General features: G+C 43.8%; 15 protein-coding genes. 13 read left to right on the top strand and 2 right to left on the bottom strand.

Annotated features, from left to right (window positions below):
* Nucleotides 1-772: 772 nt before the first annotated feature.
* From thrS to rnr, 4 genes are all read left to right on the top strand, one after another.
* Complete coding sequence (gene thrS / locus J3492_RS07545) at nucleotides 773-2,707, top strand: threonine--tRNA ligase (protein WP_207991194.1); 1,935 nt, start codon at nucleotides 773-775, stop codon at nucleotides 2,705-2,707.
* A 23-nt stretch (nucleotides 2,708-2,730) separates the two neighbouring features.
* Complete coding sequence (gene infC, locus J3492_RS07540) at nucleotides 2,731-3,234, top strand: translation initiation factor IF-3 (protein ID WP_207991193.1); 504 nt, start codon at nucleotides 2,731-2,733, stop codon at nucleotides 3,232-3,234.
* Nucleotides 3,235-3,584: 350 nt separating this feature from the next.
* The gene (locus tag J3492_RS07535; protein ID WP_207991192.1) at nucleotides 3,585-4,829 is read left to right on the top strand and encodes a toxic anion resistance protein; all 1,245 of its coding nucleotides are present in this window, start codon (nucleotides 3,585-3,587) and stop codon (nucleotides 4,827-4,829) included.
* Between the two features lie 160 nt (nucleotides 4,830-4,989).
* The gene (gene rnr / locus J3492_RS07530) at nucleotides 4,990-7,251 is read left to right on the top strand and encodes a ribonuclease R (RefSeq protein WP_207991191.1); all 2,262 of its coding nucleotides are present in this window, start codon (nucleotides 4,990-4,992) and stop codon (nucleotides 7,249-7,251) included.
* Nucleotides 7,252-7,424: 173 nt separating this feature from the next.
* Here the strand turns inward: rnr and J3492_RS07525 are convergent, their stop codons facing one another.
* Entirely contained in the window at nucleotides 7,425-9,125 is a 1,701-nt protein-coding gene (locus J3492_RS07525) for a mechanosensitive ion channel family protein (RefSeq protein ID WP_207991190.1), read from the bottom strand.
* A gap of 93 nt (nucleotides 9,126-9,218) precedes the next feature.
* Nucleotides 9,219-9,956, bottom strand: a complete 738-nt coding sequence (gene hisA / locus J3492_RS07520) for a 1-(5-phosphoribosyl)-5-[(5-phosphoribosylamino)methylideneamino]imidazole-4-carboxamide isomerase (protein WP_207991189.1) — start codon at nucleotides 9,954-9,956, stop codon at nucleotides 9,219-9,221.
* Nucleotides 9,957-10,631: 675 nt separating this feature from the next.
* On the opposite strand from hisA, the gene J3492_RS07515 reads away from it, so the two are divergent.
* From J3492_RS07515 to nqrM, 9 genes are all read left to right on the top strand, one after another.
* On the top strand, nucleotides 10,632-11,984 hold the full coding sequence (locus tag J3492_RS07515; protein ID WP_207991188.1) for a Na(+)-translocating NADH-quinone reductase subunit A: 1,353 nt from the start codon (nucleotides 10,632-10,634) through the stop codon (nucleotides 11,982-11,984).
* 5 nt (nucleotides 11,985-11,989) lie between these two features.
* Nucleotides 11,990-13,225 carry an NADH:ubiquinone reductase (Na(+)-transporting) subunit B gene (locus J3492_RS07510; RefSeq protein WP_207991187.1) on the top strand — a complete coding sequence of 412 codons (1,236 nt, stop codon included), beginning with the start codon at nucleotides 11,990-11,992 and terminating at the stop codon, nucleotides 13,223-13,225.
* The gene (locus J3492_RS07505; protein WP_207991186.1) at nucleotides 13,206-14,105 is read left to right on the top strand and encodes a Na(+)-translocating NADH-quinone reductase subunit C; all 900 of its coding nucleotides are present in this window, start codon (nucleotides 13,206-13,208) and stop codon (nucleotides 14,103-14,105) included. Before J3492_RS07510 ends, J3492_RS07505 begins: the two co-directional genes overlap by 20 nt.
* A 1-nt stretch (nucleotide 14,106) precedes the next feature.
* A complete protein-coding gene (locus J3492_RS07500) occupies nucleotides 14,107-14,778 on the top strand; it encodes an NADH:ubiquinone reductase (Na(+)-transporting) subunit D (RefSeq protein ID WP_207991185.1) in 672 nt (223 codons plus the stop codon).
* Nucleotides 14,778-15,386, top strand: coding sequence for an NADH:ubiquinone reductase (Na(+)-transporting) subunit E (gene nqrE, locus J3492_RS07495; RefSeq protein WP_207991184.1), 609 nt, complete (start codon nucleotides 14,778-14,780; stop codon nucleotides 15,384-15,386). Before J3492_RS07500 ends, nqrE begins: the two co-directional genes overlap by 1 nt.
* 169 nt (nucleotides 15,387-15,555) lie before the next feature.
* Nucleotides 15,556-16,791, top strand: coding sequence for an NADH:ubiquinone reductase (Na(+)-transporting) subunit F (nqrF, locus tag J3492_RS07490; protein WP_207991183.1), 1,236 nt, complete (start codon nucleotides 15,556-15,558; stop codon nucleotides 16,789-16,791).
* A 210-nt stretch (nucleotides 16,792-17,001) separates the two neighbouring features.
* Nucleotides 17,002-18,060: an FAD:protein FMN transferase gene (locus J3492_RS07485; RefSeq protein ID WP_424108393.1), complete on the top strand. Its 1,059-nt coding sequence runs from the start codon at nucleotides 17,002-17,004 to the stop codon at nucleotides 18,058-18,060.
* 124 nt (nucleotides 18,061-18,184) lie between these two features.
* The gene (gene nhaD, locus J3492_RS07480) at nucleotides 18,185-19,687 is read left to right on the top strand and encodes a sodium:proton antiporter NhaD (RefSeq protein ID WP_207991181.1); all 1,503 of its coding nucleotides are present in this window, start codon (nucleotides 18,185-18,187) and stop codon (nucleotides 19,685-19,687) included.
* Between the two features lie 113 nt (nucleotides 19,688-19,800).
* Nucleotides 19,801-20,046: a (Na+)-NQR maturation NqrM gene (gene nqrM / locus J3492_RS07475; protein WP_207991180.1), complete on the top strand. Its 246-nt coding sequence runs from the start codon at nucleotides 19,801-19,803 to the stop codon at nucleotides 20,044-20,046.
* Nucleotides 20,047-20,265 lie beyond the last annotated feature (219 nt).

Below are 20,265 nucleotides of genomic sequence, written 5' to 3'. Positions count from 1 at the left end.
TTATTTCATTCAATCTTCAGGATGTTGCTAGCTGCTTAATATGTTAATACATATTTGCTGCTGGTAGCTCGTCCTGATGAGGTGCGTATTATAGAGAGTTTATATGGGGTGTCAACTACTTTTAGCAGTATTTTTGAATTAAACTTAAAGTTTAAATAATAAATGTTACTTTTCAAAGACTTAGCTGAATTGTGTTTTTATAATTTTAAAGTCATATCATTAGGGGTCTGGTCGCAAATAGTCATTGCCCTTGATTGGTTCAATACCTCTTTCAATTATTGACTGTTTTAGGCTAATGATACAAATAGCTATCCTTTACTTATACCTGTGTAATACCTATTGGCACCTTTTTGATTGTAATCATATTACCATTGTTGATATTTATATACAGCGTACCTATACAATATAAATATAGAAGCCCAACCTATATACCACACCCATTTATAAATAACCTTGCCTCCCTTCTGCTGTCTAGTGTTGATAAACAGTTTTTGCTATAATAACTCCTTTTATGACATTACTTAATCACACTTTCGTCTGGCTTTATTAACATGCAGCCTGTTTATCGTCACGGCAATTCGACTATACAGTTATCACATGACTCATGTTTTGGTTAACTTATAGCTATGATGCTATGTATAAGTGTGATTTTAGGTAGTGCCGATCTCTTAACACATATCACAGTACTTGGATATAATTGATGTGGTCTTGCGGTTATATGATTGATGGTTGCAATCATCACTGCCAACGGACTCAAAAAGGTGAATAAATTATGGTAGCGATTACCTTACCTGATGGTAGTGTAAAAAACTTTGAAGGCAGTACTACAGTCATGGAAGTGGCCCAAAGTATCGGGGCTGGTCTGGCTAAAGCCACTGTCGCAGGTCGCGTAGATGGGCGTTTGGTAGATGCTTCTGATCCTATTACTACTGACGCTCATGTTGAGATCGTTACTCCAAGAGATGCAGACGGTGTCGATATTATCCGTCATTCATGTGCTCACCTGTTAGGGCATGCGGTCAAGCAGCTTTATCCTGATGTCAAAATGGTCATTGGGCCTGTCATTGATGAAGGGTTCTATTATGACATCTATAGTGAGACCCCATTTACGCCTGAGCATATGGAAGCGATAGAAAAACGCATGATGACGTTGATCAAACAGGATTATGACGTTATCAAAAAAATGACACCACGTGATGAAGTGATAGAGGTGTTTAAAGCTCGTGGTGAAGACTATAAGCTCAAGCTGATCAATGACATGCCTGAGGAAAAACAGTTTGGGCTCTACTATCACCAAGAATACGTCGATATGTGTCGTGGTCCTCATGTACCGAACACACGGTTTTTGAAGGTGTTTAAACTGACAAAAATGTCGGGCGCATATTGGCGTGGCGATGCTAAAAATGAGCAGCTACAACGTATTTATGGGACCGCATGGGCAGATAAAAAAGACCTAAAAGCCTATATCAAACGTATCGAAGAAGCTGAAAAGCGTGACCACCGTAAGATTGGTAAAGCGCTCGATCTCTTTCATATGCAAGAGCAAGCGCCAGGTATGGTGTTTTGGCATGCCAATGGTTGGACGATTTATCAAGTGCTTGAGCAATACATGCGTAAAGTGCAATATGATAATGGTTATGAAGAAATTAGAACGCCACAAATCGTTGACCGTAGCTTGTGGGAGCGCTCAGGACACTGGGGCAACTATGCCGCTAATATGTTCACCACCTCTAGTGAAAACCGTGACTATGCGGTAAAACCGATGAACTGTCCTTGCCATGTGCAAGTCTTTAATCAAGGGTTGAAGTCGTATCGTGAGTTACCACTGCGTATGGCAGAGTTTGGTTCTTGTCATCGTAATGAACCCTCAGGATCATTGCATGGCCTGATGCGTGTACGTGGCTTTACGCAAGACGATGCGCATATTTTTTGTACCCAATCTCAGATTCAACAAGAGGTAGCGGACTTTATTAAGTTGACACTTGCGGTCTATGAAGACTTCGGGTTTGAAAACATTGAGATGAAGCTATCCACTCGTCCTGAGACTCGTGTCGGTAGTGATGAGTCTTGGGATTTTGCCGAAAAAGCCCTTGCTGATGCTCTAGACAGCTCAGGTCTGGATTGGGAATATCTGCCTGGTGAAGGCGCATTTTATGGGCCAAAGATTGAGTTTAGCCTTAAAGACTCTTTAGGTCGTGTCTGGCAGTGCGGTACCATTCAAGTAGATCCTAATATGCCTGAACGCTTGGATGCTGAGTTTGTCAATGAAGACGGTGCCCGCGAGACTCCTATTATGTTGCACCGTGCGATATTAGGTTCATTTGAACGCTTTATTGGTATCTTGATCGAGCATTATGCAGGTTGGATGCCAGTATGGCTTGCCCCAAAACAAGTAGCAGTGATGAATATCACGGACAAACAAAGTGAAGCCTGTAAAAACGTCGTTAATGAGCTAAAAAATGCAGGTATACGTGCTATTAGTGACTTGCGTAACGAAAAGATTGGATTTAAGATACGAGAGAAAACATTAGAACGTATTCCCTATATGCTAGTATTAGGGGATAAAGAAGTTGAATCAGGCAGTGTTAACGTCCGAACTCGTGAAGGTGAGAATCTAGGCGTTATGAGTGTCTCTGAATTTATTACATTAGTACAGAAAGCCGTCGGTAATAAAGGCCGACAGAATCAAAATACAGATGAGGAGTAATACCTATTAAACAGTCAAACCGTTTGAACATCAACGAAGATATCCGCGTCAAACAAGTCCGTCTGGTAAAAGAGGACGGCGAACAGATGGGCGTAGTTGATATTGATACCGCGATGAAAGCGGCACGTGATGAAAATTTAGATTTGGTTGAACTGGTTCCTGATGCTAAACCACCAGTATGTAAGATCATGGACTACAAACGTTACCTCTATGATCAAAAACAAAAAGCAAAAGAAGCCAAAAAGAACCAAAAGCAAACCCAGCTTAAAGAGATGAAGCTGCGTCCTAACACTGACGAGGCAGACTATCAGGTTAAACTACGCAAGATAGTCAGTTTCTTAGAAGATCAGGACAAAGTGAAAATCAGTATTCGTTTCCGTGGTCGCGAGATGGCACACCAAGATCTGGGTCGTAAGCAGCTTGAGCGCATCATTGAAGATACTGCTGATATCTCGAATGTCGAACAACCACCAAAGATGGAAGGTCGACAAATGGGTATGCTCTTAGGACCTACTAAGAAAAAATAATTGGATAGCGTACTGTTAGCTGCCTGCTTTAATACCTGCATGAATATCTAAATTTTAGGCCATCAATATGCTCCGGAATATTGATGGCTTTTTGTTTTTTGGCTGTCGGTTTCTCGGGTACTCATAATGCTACCTATGAACTCCAATAAACTGCCTCAAGGCACTTACTTATTTTACAAAACCCACCTTCACCATCTAATCATTACACGGTAATCTAAAAGGCAGCGAACGAACTGACATAAACAAGCTGGCATAACAACAACGAAAACCACTCAATAAATAAGATATTAAACAAATCACAATTTAGTATTAAATCTACGCTATCATTTTTATTATTATAGGAAATTTTTATGCAAGAACTGACACCACCAGAAAATGCCACCACCCCTAGTATCTCCTTAACGCCGCCTGAGCCTGTAAAAGAAATACAAAAAAGTGAAGCGGATCAAATGGTAACCTTGGACAAAAGCCAGATTCCAGAGCTTGACGCTAAAGTAGATGCTTTTGTAGACCACGTCATCACCAACTCTGTGCACAGCCCTGAATTTCAACAAAATGTGCAGTCCATTCATAATTTGGGCAGTAAAGAGATCCGTGAATCGGCGCAAGTATCCAACCGTATGTTGGAGCTGCCCGCAAAAAGCTTGAATGACAGTCTGTTTGACAACTCCCCTATCGCAAAATCACTCACAGAGCTGCGTGGAATCGTAGAGGATTTGGATCCAAGCAAAAAGGAGCTGACCAGCTCACGCAAGCTGTTTGGTCTCATTCCTTTTGGTAATAAAGTACAAGATTACTTTCGTCAATACGAATCAGCACAGTCGCATATCAATGCCGTTGTCACTAGCCTTTATAATGGTAAAGACGAATTGCTTAAAGACAACGCCATGATTGAACAAGAAAAAGTCAATATGTGGGAGCTGATGCAGTCGATCCGTCAGTACATCTATGTCGGTAAAAAGATAGATGAAGAGCTAGAACGAAAAGTGCACGCCATAGAAGCAACTGATCCTGAAAAAGCACGTATTATTAAAGAAGAGATGTTGTTTTATGTACGGCAAAAAAACACTGACTTCTTAACCCAATTGGCTGTGAATGTGCAAGGTTATCTGGCGCTTGATACCATTCGTAAAAACAACCTAGAGCTTATCAAAGGTGTCGATCGGGCGACCACTACGACGGTGTCAGCCTTACGTACTGCAGTCGTCGTAGCACAAGCGATGACCAATCAAAAGCTGGTACTTGATCAAATCACAGCCTTGAACAAAACCACCAGCAGTCTGATTGAGTCGACCTCGGCTATGCTAAAACGCCAATCCGGTGAAATTCATGAGCAAGCGACCAGCAGCACTATTGAACTTGATAAATTACAAAACGCCTTCAATAATGTCTATGATACGATGGATATGATTAGTAATTATAAGATTGAAGCTCTAGAAAACATGAAACAGACGGTGAATACATTAACCACTGAGGTCGATAAGGCACAAAAGTATTTAGATAAATCGAATCAAACCACCGTGCTAGAAGTATCCAAAGAGTTAGATAGTAAAAAAATTACAGATAAATCGGGGACAACGGATATTGATATCTAATAAACGACTGTTTATAGCATGATGCTTTTCACAAATACAACGGTAAACGTCGATTAATCATACGAGTGACACAAGTTATTGCAGCGTCGCTCGTGTTAACCCATGTGGTTCGTGTTAAGATGTCCATTATTAATAATTTTAAAAACAGATACGGTATTTTATGACTTGGAATGATCCAAACGCCTCTGCTGAGGCACAACGATATGTCAATCCTATCCCCAGTCGTGAGCTTATATTGCGCACGATTATGGAGTTTGGTGAAGCGACACATCAACATTTGGCAAATGCCTTTAGTATTGATGATGCAGATCAGCTAGAGGCCTTGGCCAATCGCCTAAAAGCCATGGTACGCGATGGACAAATCAACCGTGAAGGTCGTCCTTCACGGTTTCGTGCTGTGACCCAACAAGACGTGGTCAGCGGTGTCGTTGCGGCACATGCAAAAGGCTTTGGCTTTGTGGTTTTAGATGATATGCCAGATTTGTTTTTGCATGAAAAACAAATGCGCTGGGTATTTAATGGTGACAAAGTTAATGCGGTCGGTACTTCAATCGACAGCCGTGGTCGTACTGAAGGTCGTATTGTCGAGATTGCTGAGCGTCATCAAGACCAGTTCATTGGCACCCTAACTCGTGACGATGAAGGATATTGCGTAGAGCTTGGCAGTCCAAACAATCATCAACCCATCACTGTCACTGATGAAAACGTGCAAGCACTGGATGCCAAACAAGGGGCGCCTGTAAAAGTCGATGTGATTGACTGGCCTAATCAGCACGAGTTTGCGACTGGTAAAATCACTGAAGTGCTCAGCGATGAAAACGACCGTGAGCTGATTATTGAAACCACGCTACTCAACTACGATATTCCGTCTGAGTTTAGCCCAGCAGCACTGAAGCAAGCGAACGCTTATAAAGAGCCTAGCGAGAAAGAAATTAAAGGGCGTACTGACTTACGTGATGTGGCATTGGTGACGATAGACGGCGAAGATGCCCGTGATTTTGATGATGCTGTATTTGCCGAAAAGCGTGCTGGAGGCAACTATCGTGTCCTTGTGGCTATCGCTGATGTCAGCCACTATGTCACGCCAAACTCGCCATTAGACAAAGACGCCTATGAGCGTGGAACCTCAGTGTACTTCCCGCATCGTGTCATTCCGATGCTGCCTGAAGTCCTGTCTAATGGTTTGTGCTCATTAAACCCTGACGTTGATCGCCTATGTATGGTGGCAGATATTAAAGTATCTCGTGCCGGCAATGTCACAGGCTATGAGTTTTATCCAGCTGTCATACACTCGCAGGCACGTTTGACCTACAATCAAGTCAATACCTATCTTGAAAATCCAAAAGACGATAGTGTACCAACGTCATTGACAGGCAATAAAGATGTCAAAAAGTCTATTGATACGTTAAACCAACTGTATGAATTGCTGCTCAAAAAGCGTGAACAGCGTAATGCTATGGAGTTTGAGACAGTAGAGACGTATATTAAGTTCAATGAAAAAGGTGGCATCGCTGCTATCTTACCTCGTACTCGCGGGGATGCACAGAAACTTATCGAAGAGTGTATGTTGCTTGCAAATACTTGTGCCGCCAACTTCAGTCTAAAAAATGAGCTGCCGGTGCTGTATCGTAACCATGACAAGCCTGATAATGAGAAGTCGATGCGTATCCACGAATACGCCAAGAACTTTGGCTTACCCTTCCCAGAAGAGAGTCCCACTCAAGCAGATTATCAGCGTATTATCGAGTCTACTAAAGACAGACCCGATGCCATCAGTATTCATAGCATGCTGCTACGTTCGATGATGCAAGCGAACTACTCACCTGATAATATCGGTCACTTTGGTTTGGCATATGATGAGTATAGCCATTTTACCTCGCCCATTCGTCGCTATCCTGATCTGATGCTGCATCGTGCTATCAAGGCCAAGGTCACAAATAGCAAACAGCCTGTTATGGACTTTTCTTTGGATGAGGCAGGCACGCAAACCTCTGACACAGAGCGCCGTGCCGAAAAAGCCTCACGCTATGTAGAGTCTTGGCTCAAATGTCACTACATGAAAGATCACGTGGGCGAAGATTTCAATGGCGTCGTCACCACTGTTACTAGCTTTGGATTATTCGTGACCTTGACCGAGCTCTATATCGATGGTCTGGTACATATTTCAAATGTTGGCGATGACTTCTTTGTTTATGACGAAAGACAGCAACAGCTGATCGGCAAAGACAAAAACTCGGTATTTGGACTGGGTGACTTGGTAAAAGTTAAAGTCGCTGGCGTCAATATGGATTTATTACAAATCGACTTTGACCTAACCGCTAAGCTAAAGTCCAGTGAAATGAACCAAACTGAGCCTGAGTCGAGCGCACCAAAGAAAAAGCGCCGCCGAAGTAATAATAAGAAAGACAATAAGAAAGGCTAATAGACTCGCAAAAAATAAAAAGGGGCTAAATTTACTTTAGCCCCTTTTTTTGTGTCTAAGATTTACTGGTTCACTCTATGAGTGGCTCACTATGATAATGACTATAGAATCGCTACGCCTATATTAGCGTACTTTTAAACCAACATAACAGCAGTATTATTAGCTGGGATAAACTACTCTTGCGGGCTGCTGCTACTCAACAAATCAGTTTCATCAGAGCTTTCTGCAATCTCTTGTTCGACCTTTTCCATCAGCTTGGCATCAGGTCTAGCATCAAACACGTCATCAGCATCAGGACTTTGCAAGATTAATTTAGCACGAGCTTTGGCACGTCTTTTTTCTTCATCATCGCTACTAACTTCATCTGCATCAATACTCTTACTCGGTTCTGGTGTGATCGGCGTGATGCTCATATCAGTACTTTGCACCACATCATTATCATCTCGGCTGCCTTCTTTACCCTCTAAAGCTTTTTCGACTTTTTCATTGAAACGCAGTCGATAAATAGGCTCAGGCAAGCTAAACCCTTCATTTTCTAGTGCATGCTTGGTTTCGCGGATGGCAATACTACGAGCTTTAGAAAAGTCCGCTTCAGATTGATCAACCCAAACTTGAAACTCAAGTACAATGTTAGAGTCACCAACATTAGTGATAACTGCATTGGCTTTAGGCTTATCTAACACAAACTCTAACGTACAAATCGCATCAAGCCCAACCTTGATAGCGGCCAGTGGATCGTCATTAGCATCGACCCCCAATTCAAAGGTAAAGCGGCGTTCAGGGTTTTTGGTATAGTTTAAAATAACCCCTTTAAAGACCTCAGCATTGGGAATACGTAACTGATTGCCATCTAGTGTCATCAAAATCGTCGCTCGAGACGTCAAACGCACCACTATGCCTTGGTACTCATTGATTTTTACATGATCACGAGCACGAAAAGGCTGGCGAATACTCAGCATTAAAGAAGCAATATAGTTTTCGATAGAATCTTTTACTGCAAAACCAACAGCGATACCGATGACCCCTGCACCGCCAAGTAGCGTGCCCAATATCGTCTCAGCACCGATTAAGCTCAGCGCCAAGATAAGGCCAAAGACGATAAAAACAATTTTTACGGTCTGTGACAATAGCTCAGCAACAAAAGGATTGGGCGTCAAACGTTGCCATATTCGTTGACGGTTAGACAACCAACTGCCAAACCAACTCACGATAGCAAACAACACAATACCGACCAATAATAAAGGTAAGGCTTTTATTAGATTTGTCAGTTGGTTTTTTAGTCCTTGATAAACAGTTGATACATTGTCTTGCACATCAAGCGTACGAACAATATTGTCTTCAACCGTTACCACATCTGTCAATCGATTGGTAAGATTGATCGCTTGTAAGGCTTTCTTTTCATTTGGTGTCTCGCCTGTTAGGGTCACTACACCTTGAGTCACACTTACCTTTATATCTTGTAATCCGTCAATTTCAGAAAAAATACCACTGATACGCTGGCGAATGTCTGTGTCTTTTTGCAGGGTGGGCTTGGTTTCGATTTGAGCGTTGTTGGTACTTTCACCACTGATTACTGGTGGTGGCTCCACAGGTTCAGGCGCTATTGGTGGAGGCTCTACAGACAGGGTGTCACCAGCTGTGACATCTTCTCTAGTTGCTGCGCTTGTAGGCGTGCTGCTGTCGGCTTTAGAGTCTGTGATTGCCTCTTGGGCCTCTGTGCCCGTTGCTATCGCACGTGTTGAGGTGCTATCGTTCTCACCTACTGTTGCAGCGTGTATCGGCACGGTATAAAAGACGCTCAATACCACAAGCAACGACTGACTCAAAGCCATAATACGACTACGTAAAGACAGTTGGTCAAAAAAATCCAGCATGAGTACCCTTAATACTATATTTGTAGACGGTCGCCTATAACCTACAATAAACGACCAAACTACAAATAGTGAACTATCAATTCCAGCCAGACTCTAGCTGTCTAAATAGCTTTGTGCTTCGCCAAGATCCAGTGTGCCCTCATAAATAGCACGTCCGGTGATAATCCCCTCAAGACAGTCACCATAAGGCTTTAGCAGCTCGATATCTTTCATGTCTGTCACACCACCTGAAGCGATAACAGGCAAACCACCTTCACGTGCCAGATTGACTGTTTGTTCGACATTGACGCCTTGCATCATGCCATCACGAGCGATATCGGTATAGACGATAGATGAAACACCGACATCAGCAAAGCGCTTGGCCAACTCTGTGGCACGAGTATCGGTGACATTTGCCCAGCCATGGGTAGCAACCAAGCCGTCTCTGGCATCAATACCAACAATGATATGGCCAGCAAACTCACGACAAGCCTCGGCAACAAACTCTGGCTCTTCAACCGCTTTGGTACCAATAATAATATAAGTTAAGCCTGCGGTGATGTATTGTTCAATGGTTTGCATATTACGCACACCGCCACCCAGCTGGATGGGCAACTTTGGATAGGCTTTGGCAATATCATGTACCACTTTTTTATGTACAGGCACTCCATCGAACGCACCATTGAGATCGACCAGATGCAATCTACGTGCTCCCTCTTTTACCCAACGTGCCGCCATGGCGACAGGATCGTCGGAAAATACCGTATCATCTTCCATACGGCCTTGTTTTAAACGCACACATTTACCATCTTTAAGATCTATAGCCGGAATAATTAGAGGTGCAGCACACATACAGCAGTCCTTATAAAGTACTTTTAATAGTAGAAATAAAACAGAAACAGCAATTGTTAAAAATAAATTCAATTCATCCTAAGTCATCATTGAACAACTTAAGTTTGCCTTCAAAGCTAGGCATGATATCAACTCACAAGCAACTATGCAGTGATTAATAGTTGCTTTGGCGCTTCAAATAATGGCAACCGTTGGATAAATTCAATTACTAACTGGCAATTTTAGGTTAATTTAGCGTATAATCCTAGGTAAATTTGTATTTGTTTCCGTATCTTAATCATCATACATCTGGTTTGTACAGTTATATCCACGATGTTAGTAAATTAAGATATGACGAGTTTCAGGTTTTCTATATAAAGGTATAATCAGGTAATCATAATTGAGGGGCTAAGCTTTTAGTTGTCACTTCGATTTGGTAGCTTGATGATACATCTTGGTAGCCAGTCGCCACTTTGGTCATTCGAATAAGGCATTAACGTGTTGTTAAGGAGTCTAAGGTCAGCGTTAATACTCTTAGTAGCAGTCAATCTTAAACGCAGTATTGTTAAGGCTCAACATCAGTTTAACCATAAATGACTGATGAGACAAAGCCTTAAGTCCTGCTTTTGCTGATACTGCCGTTGTGCCAAACAGGACGTCTGGTATCGTTTTAGACTATGGACTAAGTTTTCGCTTATGATTACCATCAAAAAAGGTTTGGATTTGCCCATCGCAGGTGAACCCTCCCGCGAGATATCAGAGCACAAACCCACACATGTGGCAGTTGTTGGCTACGATTATGTGGGTATGAAACCCACGATGAATGTCAAAGAAGGTGACATCGTAGCAAAAGGTCAGCCCGTTTTTGAAGACAAAAAACGCGTTGGCGTTATTTATACTGCGCCTGCTGCGGGTAAAGTCATCGCCGTTAATCGTGGTGAACGTCGTGTGTTTGAGAGTCTTGTGATTGCGGTTGACCCAAACGGTGAAGAAATTGAGTTTCAGCGCTATGACTCCCAGCAACTTGCTGACTTAGACGCTGAAGCTGTTGAAACCCAACTGATCGCCTCCGGTGAATGGACAGCTTTTCGTACTCGTCCTTACAGCCGCTCTCCCGAAATCGGCGCTCGTCCACATGCTATCTTTGTGACTGCTATGGATACCAACCCATTAGCGTTTGATCCTATGCTGCTAATCAACGAGCAAATACAAGCGTTCAATGATGGTTTGGCTGTTTTATCCACGCTAAGCCCTAAAACCTTTGTTTGTCATTATGGCGATGCCAAACCTACGCCAGTCGAGCGTACAGCTGCTAATAATGTGACTGAGTATCATGGCTTTGCTGGTAAGCATCCTGCTGGTCTGGCTGGAACGCACATTCACTTTTTGCATCCTGTCATGCGCGGCGTCAGCGTCTGGACGATTGGCTATCAAGATGTGATCGCAATCGGCAAACTGTTTACTACGGGTCGCTTATATACTAAGCGTATGGTTAGCCTAGCTGGCCCTGGGGTGAGCAATCCACATTTGGTTACGACTGAACGTGGTGCAGATGTCACTGCATTGACCAAAGGTCAATTGGTGGCTGGTGAAAACCGTGTTATCTCAGGCTCTGTACTGTCTGGTCGCAGACTATATGACAATGTCGCCTATCTCGGTCGCTTTCATAATCAAATTAGTGCCCTAACAGAAGGTCGTGAGCGTCCAGCGTTTCACTTCTTTACCCCTGGTGCAAACCGCTTCTCTAAACTGCCTATTTATATTTCGCAGTTTTTCAGTGGTAAAAAATATAACTTTACTACTTCGAGCAATGGCTCACCACGAGCGATGGTGCCTATTGGTATATATGAAGAGGTCATGCCGCAAGACTATCTGCCGACACAGCTACTGCGTGCACTCATTGTAGAAGACATTGTCTCTGCAGTAGAACTGGGTGCACTAGAATTGGATGAAGAAGATGTCGCACTGTGCACCTTCGTTTCTCCTGGCAAATATGAATTCGGTGATATTTTGCGCGATAACTTAACGCGTATAGAGCTGGAGGGCTAACCACGATGAAATTTTTACACAATATGTTCGATCGTATGGAGCCGTCTTTCACCAAAGGTGGCAAACACGAAAAGTACTACGCTATCTTTGAGATGTTTGATACGTTTCTGCGTCAACCAGGCTCTACGACCTATGCTTCGTCACACGTACGTGATGGTATTGATCTAAAACGCATTATGATTACCGTCTGGTTATGTACTTTCCCAGCCATGTTTTGGGGCATGTATAACGTCGGTCATCAAGCATTAACCGCTATCGCTCAGCTGGGCCTACAACCTGAAGGCTGGCGTACCATTATTACCAGTATGGCAGGCTATAACCCAGATAGTGTTTGGGCAAGCTTGGTATATGGTGCCATGCAGTTCTTACCCATTTATATCGTCACTTTTGCCGTAGGTATTCTCTGTGAGATTATATTTGCGGTGGTGCGTGGGCATGAAGTCAACGAAGGCTTCTTTGTTACCTCGGTACTGTATGCACTCATTTTGCCGCCCGATATTCCATTATGGCAGGTGGCGCTAGGTATTATATTTGGCGTTGTGGTTGCCAAAGAGGTATTTGGTGGTACAGGTAAAAACTTCCTTAACCCTGCCCTATCAGGTCGTGCGTTTCTCTACTTTGCTTATCCCGCCTATATGTCTGGTGATTCAGTATGGACAGCCGTCGACGGCTTCTCAGGGGCAACCCCTCTTGGCTTAGCTGCGCTTGGTGTGACTCCAGATGACTTTACCAATGTCTATGGGCAAGCAATTACTTGGAGCGATGCTTTCTTAGGTAATATCCAAGGTAGTATTGGTGAGGTTTCTACACTTGCTATCTTAATCGGTGCAGTGTTCTTACTATGGACACGTATCGCCTCATGGCGGATTATGGCAGGTTGTGTGGTGGGGTTGGTTGCCACTTCATTAATATTTAACCTGATCGGCTCTGAAGACAACTTAATGATGAGCTTGCCGTTTTATTGGCACTTGGTCATCGGTGGCTTTGCTTTCGGTGCCGTCTTTATGGCGACAGATCCGGTCTCAGCGGCGCACACCAATAACGGTCGCTGGGCTTATGGTATCTTGATTGGTTTTATGACGGTTTTGATTCGCGTCGTCAACCCAGCCTTCCCAGAAGGTATTATGCTCGCCATTTTATTTGCTAACTTATTTGCGCCTTTGTTTGACTATTTTGTGACTCAAGCAAATATTAAGCGCCAAACAGCACGGAGGGTTCGCTATGTCCAAGCCCAAAAGTAATAATGCAAAAACCATCAGTGTCGCATTGACGCTCTGTCTGGTGTGTTCCGTATTGGTCTCAGCTGTCGCTGTCGGTCTAAAGCCGGCACAAGTTGAAAACGCGCGCTTGGACCGTAATAAAAACATCCTAGTCGCTGCTGGTATGTTTAATCCTGAATCGGATACTGCTGCTGATGTCGCTGAACGCTTTAAGGATTTTGATGTCGAGATTGTTGATCTAAAAGCAGGCAACTATCTTGATGATGAAGCGCTAAATACGGTTGGTATTCCAGACCGCAATGCTTATGACGCCAGTCAAGCAACTAAAAACCAAGCTCTTAGTGATGATTTAGGCGCCAATGATCCTGCGGGTATTGGTCGTGTCCCTAAATACGCTAAAGTCTATGTCAAAAGCGATGACGACGGTCAACCTGAGATGGTCGTATTACCCATTCAAGGCTATGGCTTGTGGGGGACTATCTATGGTTTCTTAACGCTTGAGAGTGATTTGAATACCATAAAAGGTATTAGCTTTTATGAGCATAAAGAAACTCCAGGTCTAGGTGCTCGTATCGAGGAGCCAGAGTGGCGTGCAAAATGGAGTGGCATTCATTCCTACGATGAAAATGGCAACGTTGCTACTGGTGTCACTAAAGCAGGTACACCAAGAGAGAATTGGGTCGATGGTATTAGCGGTGCGACACTAACCGGTCGCGGTGTTAGCAATATGATTCAATTTTGGTTAGGTGAGCAAGGCTATAAGCCTTATCTAGACACTCTACGTGAAGAGAGTGGTCAAACGATTGATAATGCTGATGTACAAGCTGCTCAATCAGACAGTCAGACTGCTCAACCAGCCACCGAACTGGCAGCACCTGTAGCAAATGGTAAGGAGGCATAACATGGCTGACACTAAAAGTATCTTAACCACGCCGATCTTTGATAATAACCCCATTGCTTTACAGATCTTAGGTATCTGTTCAGCCTTGGCGGTAACCACCAGTGTTTCCAATGCTTTGGTCATGTGTGTGGCATTGACCTTGGTGACGGCGTTTTCTAGCTTCTTTATTTCTATCATCCGTAAGCAAATCCCATCAAGCATCCGTATCATCGTTCAAATGACCATTATTGCTTCGTTGGTAATTTTGGTCGATCAGGTGCTAAAAGCGGTCGCTTATGATGTGAGTAAAGGTCTATCCGTATTCGTAGGTTTGATTATTACCAACTGTATCGTTATGGGCCGTGCCGAAGCCTTTGCTATGAGTAACCCGCCTATACCAAGCTTTTTAGATGGTATCGGTAATGGTCTTGGTTACTCAGCAGTGCTGTTGTTCGTGGCTACTATCCGTGAGCTCCTAGGTGCTGGTACTTGGCTTGGCGTTACTATTTTGCAGCCAGTTACTGATGGCGGTTGGTACTTGCCAAACGGTCTATTATTATTGCCACCGTCGGCGTTCTTTATTATCGGTCTGTTCATTGCCATCATTCGTATCTGGAAGCCAGAACAGGTGGAAGAAGCTGATTTTGTGATGAAACCACAGTCTAAAGGTATGGCACATGGAGGCGGTCACTAATGGGACACTATATTAGTTTATTTATAACCTCAGTTTTTATTGAGAATATGGCCCTCGCCTATTTCTTAGGCATGTGTACCTTTTTGGCAGTATCAAAAAAGGTCTCAACCGCTATTGGTCTTGGGGTGGCTGTAATCGTCGTTATGGCCATTACTGTGCCATTAAACAACCTGTTGTTTCAGTTTATTCTAAAAGACGGCGCCCTAGCATGGGCAGGATTTCCTGATATCGATCTTAGCTTCTTAGGTCTGCTAAGTTATATTGGTTTGATTGCTGCGACTGTACAGATCCTAGAGATGTTTTTGGACAAGTTTGTTCCAGCTTTATATAACGCACTTGGCGTGTTTTTGCCGCTAATCACTGTAAACTGTGCCATTTTAGGTGGTGTTCTGTTTATGGTTGAGCGTGATTATAACTTTAGTGAGTCTGTGGTATACGGCGTAGGTGCAGGTTTTGGTTGGGCTATTGCTATTACTGCCTTGGCTGGTATTCGTGAAAAGTTGAAATACTCAGACATTCCAGCACCGCTGCGTGGTCTTGGTATTACCTTTATCACAGTTGGTCTTATGTCCCTCGGCTTTATGTCGTTCGGTGGTATGTCCATCTAAACTGCTGAGCTTGAAGTCGATGGCCCATAGTATGGTTATCGAGTCAGGCTCAAAACCTTATTTAGCTATTTGACCTATTTAATTCATTTATTCGGTAGGTGTTTGGGAACAGTAATAAATTCATTCACTGATACCTACACCCCTACCCCATAGATTAAGGATACATATCATGGATTATGCTACGGCGATTGGTGGCGTTGCTATGTTTACCTTGATCATCATGAGCCTGGTTGCCATTATTTTGGCAGCACGCTCAAGACTGGTCAGTTCAGGCGACGTTACGATACGTATCAATGATGATCCCGAAAATGATGTAGTGACACCAGCAGGTGGTAAGCTGCTACAAACACTCGCCAGTGAAGGTATATTCTTATCTTCTGCCTGTGGTGGCGGTGGTACCTGTGCCCAGTGTACTTGTAAAGTGATTGAAGGTGGCGGTTCTATTCTACCTACTGAAGAAGGACATTTTACTCAAGGTGAGATTCGCGACAATATGCGTCTGGCTTGTCAGGTCGCTGTTAAACAGGATATGAAAATTGAGATTGATCCTGAGTTCTTTGATGTTCAAAAGTGGGAATGTGAAGTTATCTCTAACGATAACGTCGCCACCTTTATTAAAGAGTTGGTACTTAAGATTCCAGAGGGTGAAGAAGTTAACTTCCGTGCTGGTGGTTACGTACAGCTAGAAGCGCCACCACATGAAGTGCATTACAAAGACTTCGATATCGATGAAGAATACCGTGAAGACTGGGAAAAGTTTGACATCTTTAAGTACGTGTCAAAAGTCGATGAAGAAGTGATTCGTGCTTACTCGATGGCCAACTACCCAGACGAAAAAGGTATTATTAAGTTTAATATTCGTATCGCCACCCCGCCACCACGTGGTCCTGAAGGGATTCCACCAGGTAAGATGTCGTCTTGGGTATTTAGCTTGAAGCCTGGCGATAAAGTAACGGTATCAGGTCCTTATGGTGAGTTCTTTGCCAAGGACACGGATGCTGAGATGATCTTTGTTGGGGGTGGTGCCGGTATGGCACCGATGCGCTCACATATCTTTGATCAGCTAAAACGCCTAAATTCAGATCGTAAGATTAGCTTCTGGTACGGTGCACGTTCTATTCGTGAGATGTTCTACGTTGAGGACTATGACCAGCTCGAAGAAGAGTTTGATAACTTTGAATGGCATGTGGCCTTGTCTGACCCATTACCAGAAGATAACTGGGATGGTCCGACCGGCTTTATCCATAACGTGCTGTTAGAAAACTATCTAAAAGATCATCCAAACCCAGAAGACTGCGAGTACTACATGTGCGGGCCACCGATGATGAACGCAGCTGTTATCGACATGCTACATAGCTTGGGTGTCGAAGACGAAAACATCATGCTTGATGACTTCGGTGGTTAAGTAGTGACTGAGTTTGGTGGCTCAATAACCGTAAGAATAAAACCAGCAATCGTTTAACGAGGTTTTTTCATAAAGTCATAAATATATAAAAGAGCGTCGAGACAGACGCTCTTTTTTTATTCTCTTTTACTGATGGACTTCTTTATGAGTACTATTATAAATAACCTTACCGCTTACACTTATCAAGCCGCTACACTGACAGGCGTGGTGATGACTGGTATCACGCTATCAGCTTGCCAGCAACTGCCTGACTATAATTATCTAAGCGGCGAGACCATGGGTACCAGCTATCACATTAGCTACCAACTGCCAAAGGATGCTGATGAAACAGAAATCCAAGCAGCGATTGATGAACGGCTACAACAAATCAATGACAGCATGTCGACCTACCAAGAAGATTCAACCATTTCTAAGTTTAATCGCTTGGCAAAAAACACCCCTATCGTTATTGATGCTGACTTTAGTCACGTCCTCGACATTTCTAAAACTGTCTATCAACAATCTGGTGGTGCGTTTGATCCAACAGTCATGCCACTCATTGATGTTTGGGGCTTTGGCAGCACTATGACCGTAGATCGTCTGCAAAGCCCACCAACTGCGCTGGAGATTGCACAAGCAAAAGCTTTGGTTGATTTTGCAAGTGTGGTACAAGAAGGCGACACTCTATATAAAACCAAAGATGGGGTAGCGCTAGACTTTTCAGCAGTCGCTAAAGGCTACGGGGTCGATGTCATCGCTGAGGTATTGAGAGAGGACTATCAAATTCGCAATTATATGGTTGAGATTGGTGGTGAAATTGCCTCTTCTGGTGTTAATGGCCAACAACAGCCTTGGCAAATTGCCATTGATGCCCCTATTGAAGGCAGTACGGTCAGCGAGCGTCAAACCATCTCTGCCATTCGCCAGCCACTTAAAAGCGACAATCAAATGTATTTGGCAACATCGGGTAATTATCGCAATTCAGTGCTATTAGAAGGCAAACGTTACAGCCATACGATTGATCCTACTACTGGAGAGCCTATCGCTGGCGGCGCCCCTTCTATTACTGTGGCTGCTGACTCAGTAGCACTTGCCGATGCTTGGGCAACGGCCCTGACTGCTATGCCCTACTCTAAGGCACTGAAAGTCGCTGAAGAACAAAACCTAGCGGCTTTGTTTGTCATATTAGCTGATGGGGTCACGCCAGATGCACCTGCCGACCATGTAGAGGACTGGCAAGTCGTGCAAACTTCTGCGATGGATGCCTTGCGTAACGATAAAATCGAGTAGCTGTGAAGCGCTGCCTTTATAGTTCCTACAGTCATCCTACTGGGTGTCTTAATTTTTGTAACTGGCGTACAATGTAGGCATTTAAATAACTGTTGTCACTGTGTTCTTACACTAAGGATATCCAATGATTTATTCATTGATGGCGGTAGTTTTCGTTTTAGGCTATATTGCGATTGCTCTAGAACACAATCTCCATGTCGATAAAGCCGCCTCTGCCCTCTTAACGGCAGTTATCGTCTGGACACTACTGGTGATTGGTGCTGATACATTGCTCGCCAGTCAACTCACCGATAGTTTTAGCGCCTCGGCTCTGTTAAATACTGAGCTACGTCATCACTTATCAGAGATTGCAGAGATTCTGTTTTTCTTGATGGGGGCTATGGTTATCGTTGAGTTGGTTGACGCCCATGATGGGTTTGCCGCCATCACCAACCGCATTCACACCACCAACGCCGTGGTTTTGTTATGGACCATTGGTACGCTGACTTTTTTCTTCTCCGCCTTATTAGACAACCTGACCACCACTATTGTCATGGTCTCACTGCTACGCAAGCTGGTCGCCAGCAAACAGATGCGCTTATGGTTTGTCGGTACAGTCGTCGTCTGTGCTAACGCTGGTGGTGCTTGGTCACCGATTGGGGATGTCACCACCACCATGCTGTGGATTGGTAACCAAATCACAGCCAGTAATATTATCGTCGATCTGATCGTTCCAAGCTTAATCGCTGCTATTGTACCGCTCTTGATATTGACGTTTATATTCCGAGGTAAAGAGATACGCAGACCAAAACCTGCGAAAGCCCCTATTGAGTCTTCTAACGTCAACTATCTTGGTGAGTACACAGTCGCCTCGGCCATGGCAATCAACGGCATAGAGGAGAAGCAAGTAAAGCTCCTTGAGGCCTACTCAAATGGCGAAAGTAGTGCAGCTGCACCCAATCCGCTCGATGCGGTGACGCCAAAGATGCGTATCAGTATCTTGGCTTTGGGTCTTGGCGCACTGGCATTTGTACCTGTATTTAAAACCCTGACCAACCTTCCGCCGTATATGGGTATCTTGTTCGGCGTGGGTGTGCTTTGGGTATATACTGAGCTGGTTCATCGCCATGACCCATGGCATGTCAAACAGCAAATGACGGTCGTTGGGGTACTTACCCGCGTCGATATGTCTAGTATTTTGTTTTTCTTAGGTATTCTTTTAGCGGTTTCGGCTCTGGCGACGGCAGGGCATTTAATCGACATGGCGACGTGGCTTGATAATACTTTTGGTAACTTATATGTCATCAACGTGTTTATCGGTCTTTTGTCATCATTGGTTGATAACGTGCCACTGGTAGCAGGGGCGATGAAAATGTATCCCTTGCTGACTGATTCGGCTTTGGCTGGACTGACTGGTGATGAGCTGGCTCGTCAAAGTATGTTTTTACAAGATGGTGCGTTTTGGCACTTCTTGGCTTATTGTGCTGGTGTCGGTGGTAGCTGCTTAATCATCGGCTCAGCAGCAGGGGTCGCCGCTATGGGTATGGAAAAAATATCATTTATGTGGTATCTCAAGCATATCAGTGCATTAGCCCTTGTTGGTTACTTGGCAGGCGCTGCAGCCTACATCGCTATCCACGTTATGTAGGCGTGTAACTGACTTGTAGCAAGGTATGAATCAGACCCTACAAATATGATAGAATAGAGGGATACATCCGATAATAGTCTGCAACGCAGGCTGAATGTGCCGAGGTTCCCTCTATGCTTAGCCAATTACTTCCCATGCTAGCCATTACCTTTACTGTATTTGTATTATTCTTTGTCTTTATGGGTATCGGCTATATGCTTAAAAAACAACCGCTAAAAGGCTCGTGTGGCGGTGTCGCCAAACTGATGGGTGATGAGAGATGCTCTTTTTGTGGTGATGATCCCAATAAATGCGACACCCTCGTCGCTGAACAGCAAAAGAATGCACTAAAAGCGGCTGAACTGGGCAAATCTGTCTAGGAGGGTTTTTTGTACCTCTCTATCAGTTACTATATGCTGATAGTACTCCTGCTGCTCTTTTCTTATAATGGCGTTAAGCATCATTTCATATGCTTAACGCTTTTTTTATAATTTCATCTGGCTTTACACGCGTATTACTTATACCTTAGATAAGTTAGAGTGCCTAATGGCTTAATGAGCTATTATGAATAAGTCATGTGGTGCGATGTGTTTCCTAAT

This window comes from Psychrobacter coccoides, from assembly GCF_017498085.1.
Classification (GTDB): domain Bacteria; phylum Pseudomonadota; class Gammaproteobacteria; order Pseudomonadales; family Moraxellaceae; genus Psychrobacter; species Psychrobacter coccoides.
Note: the sequence above shows the minus strand (reverse complement) of the source record. Positions and strands in the feature narration are given on the sequence as shown.

Bases quoted from the DNA above. Each gene is read 5' to 3' on its own strand.
- hisA (WP_207991189.1), bottom strand. From the start codon at position 9,956: ATGTGTGCTGCACCTCTAATTATTCCGGCTATAGATCTTAAAGATGGT.
- J3492_RS07485 (WP_424108393.1), top strand. From the start codon at position 17,002: ATGACTGGTATCACGCTATCAGCTTGCCAGCAACTGCCTGACTATAAT.
- J3492_RS07510 (WP_207991187.1), top strand. From the start codon at position 11,990: ATGAAATTTTTACACAATATGTTCGATCGTATGGAGCCGTCTTTCACC.
- J3492_RS07535 (WP_207991192.1), top strand. From the start codon at position 3,585: ATGCAAGAACTGACACCACCAGAAAATGCCACCACCCCTAGTATCTCC.
- rnr (WP_207991191.1), top strand. From the start codon at position 4,990: ATGACTTGGAATGATCCAAACGCCTCTGCTGAGGCACAACGATATGTC.
- nqrM (WP_207991180.1), top strand. From the start codon at position 19,801: ATGCTTAGCCAATTACTTCCCATGCTAGCCATTACCTTTACTGTATTT.
- thrS (WP_207991194.1), top strand. From the start codon at position 773: ATGGTAGCGATTACCTTACCTGATGGTAGTGTAAAAAACTTTGAAGGC.
- J3492_RS07500 (WP_207991185.1), top strand. From the start codon at position 14,107: ATGGCTGACACTAAAAGTATCTTAACCACGCCGATCTTTGATAATAAC.
- J3492_RS07505 (WP_207991186.1), top strand. From the start codon at position 13,206: ATGTCCAAGCCCAAAAGTAATAATGCAAAAACCATCAGTGTCGCATTG.
- nhaD (WP_207991181.1), top strand. From the start codon at position 18,185: ATGATTTATTCATTGATGGCGGTAGTTTTCGTTTTAGGCTATATTGCG.
- nqrE (WP_207991184.1), top strand. From the start codon at position 14,778: ATGGGACACTATATTAGTTTATTTATAACCTCAGTTTTTATTGAGAAT.
- J3492_RS07515 (WP_207991188.1), top strand. From the start codon at position 10,632: ATGATTACCATCAAAAAAGGTTTGGATTTGCCCATCGCAGGTGAACCC.
- J3492_RS07525 (WP_207991190.1), bottom strand. From the start codon at position 9,125: ATGCTGGATTTTTTTGACCAACTGTCTTTACGTAGTCGTATTATGGCT.
- nqrF (WP_207991183.1), top strand. From the start codon at position 15,556: ATGGATTATGCTACGGCGATTGGTGGCGTTGCTATGTTTACCTTGATC.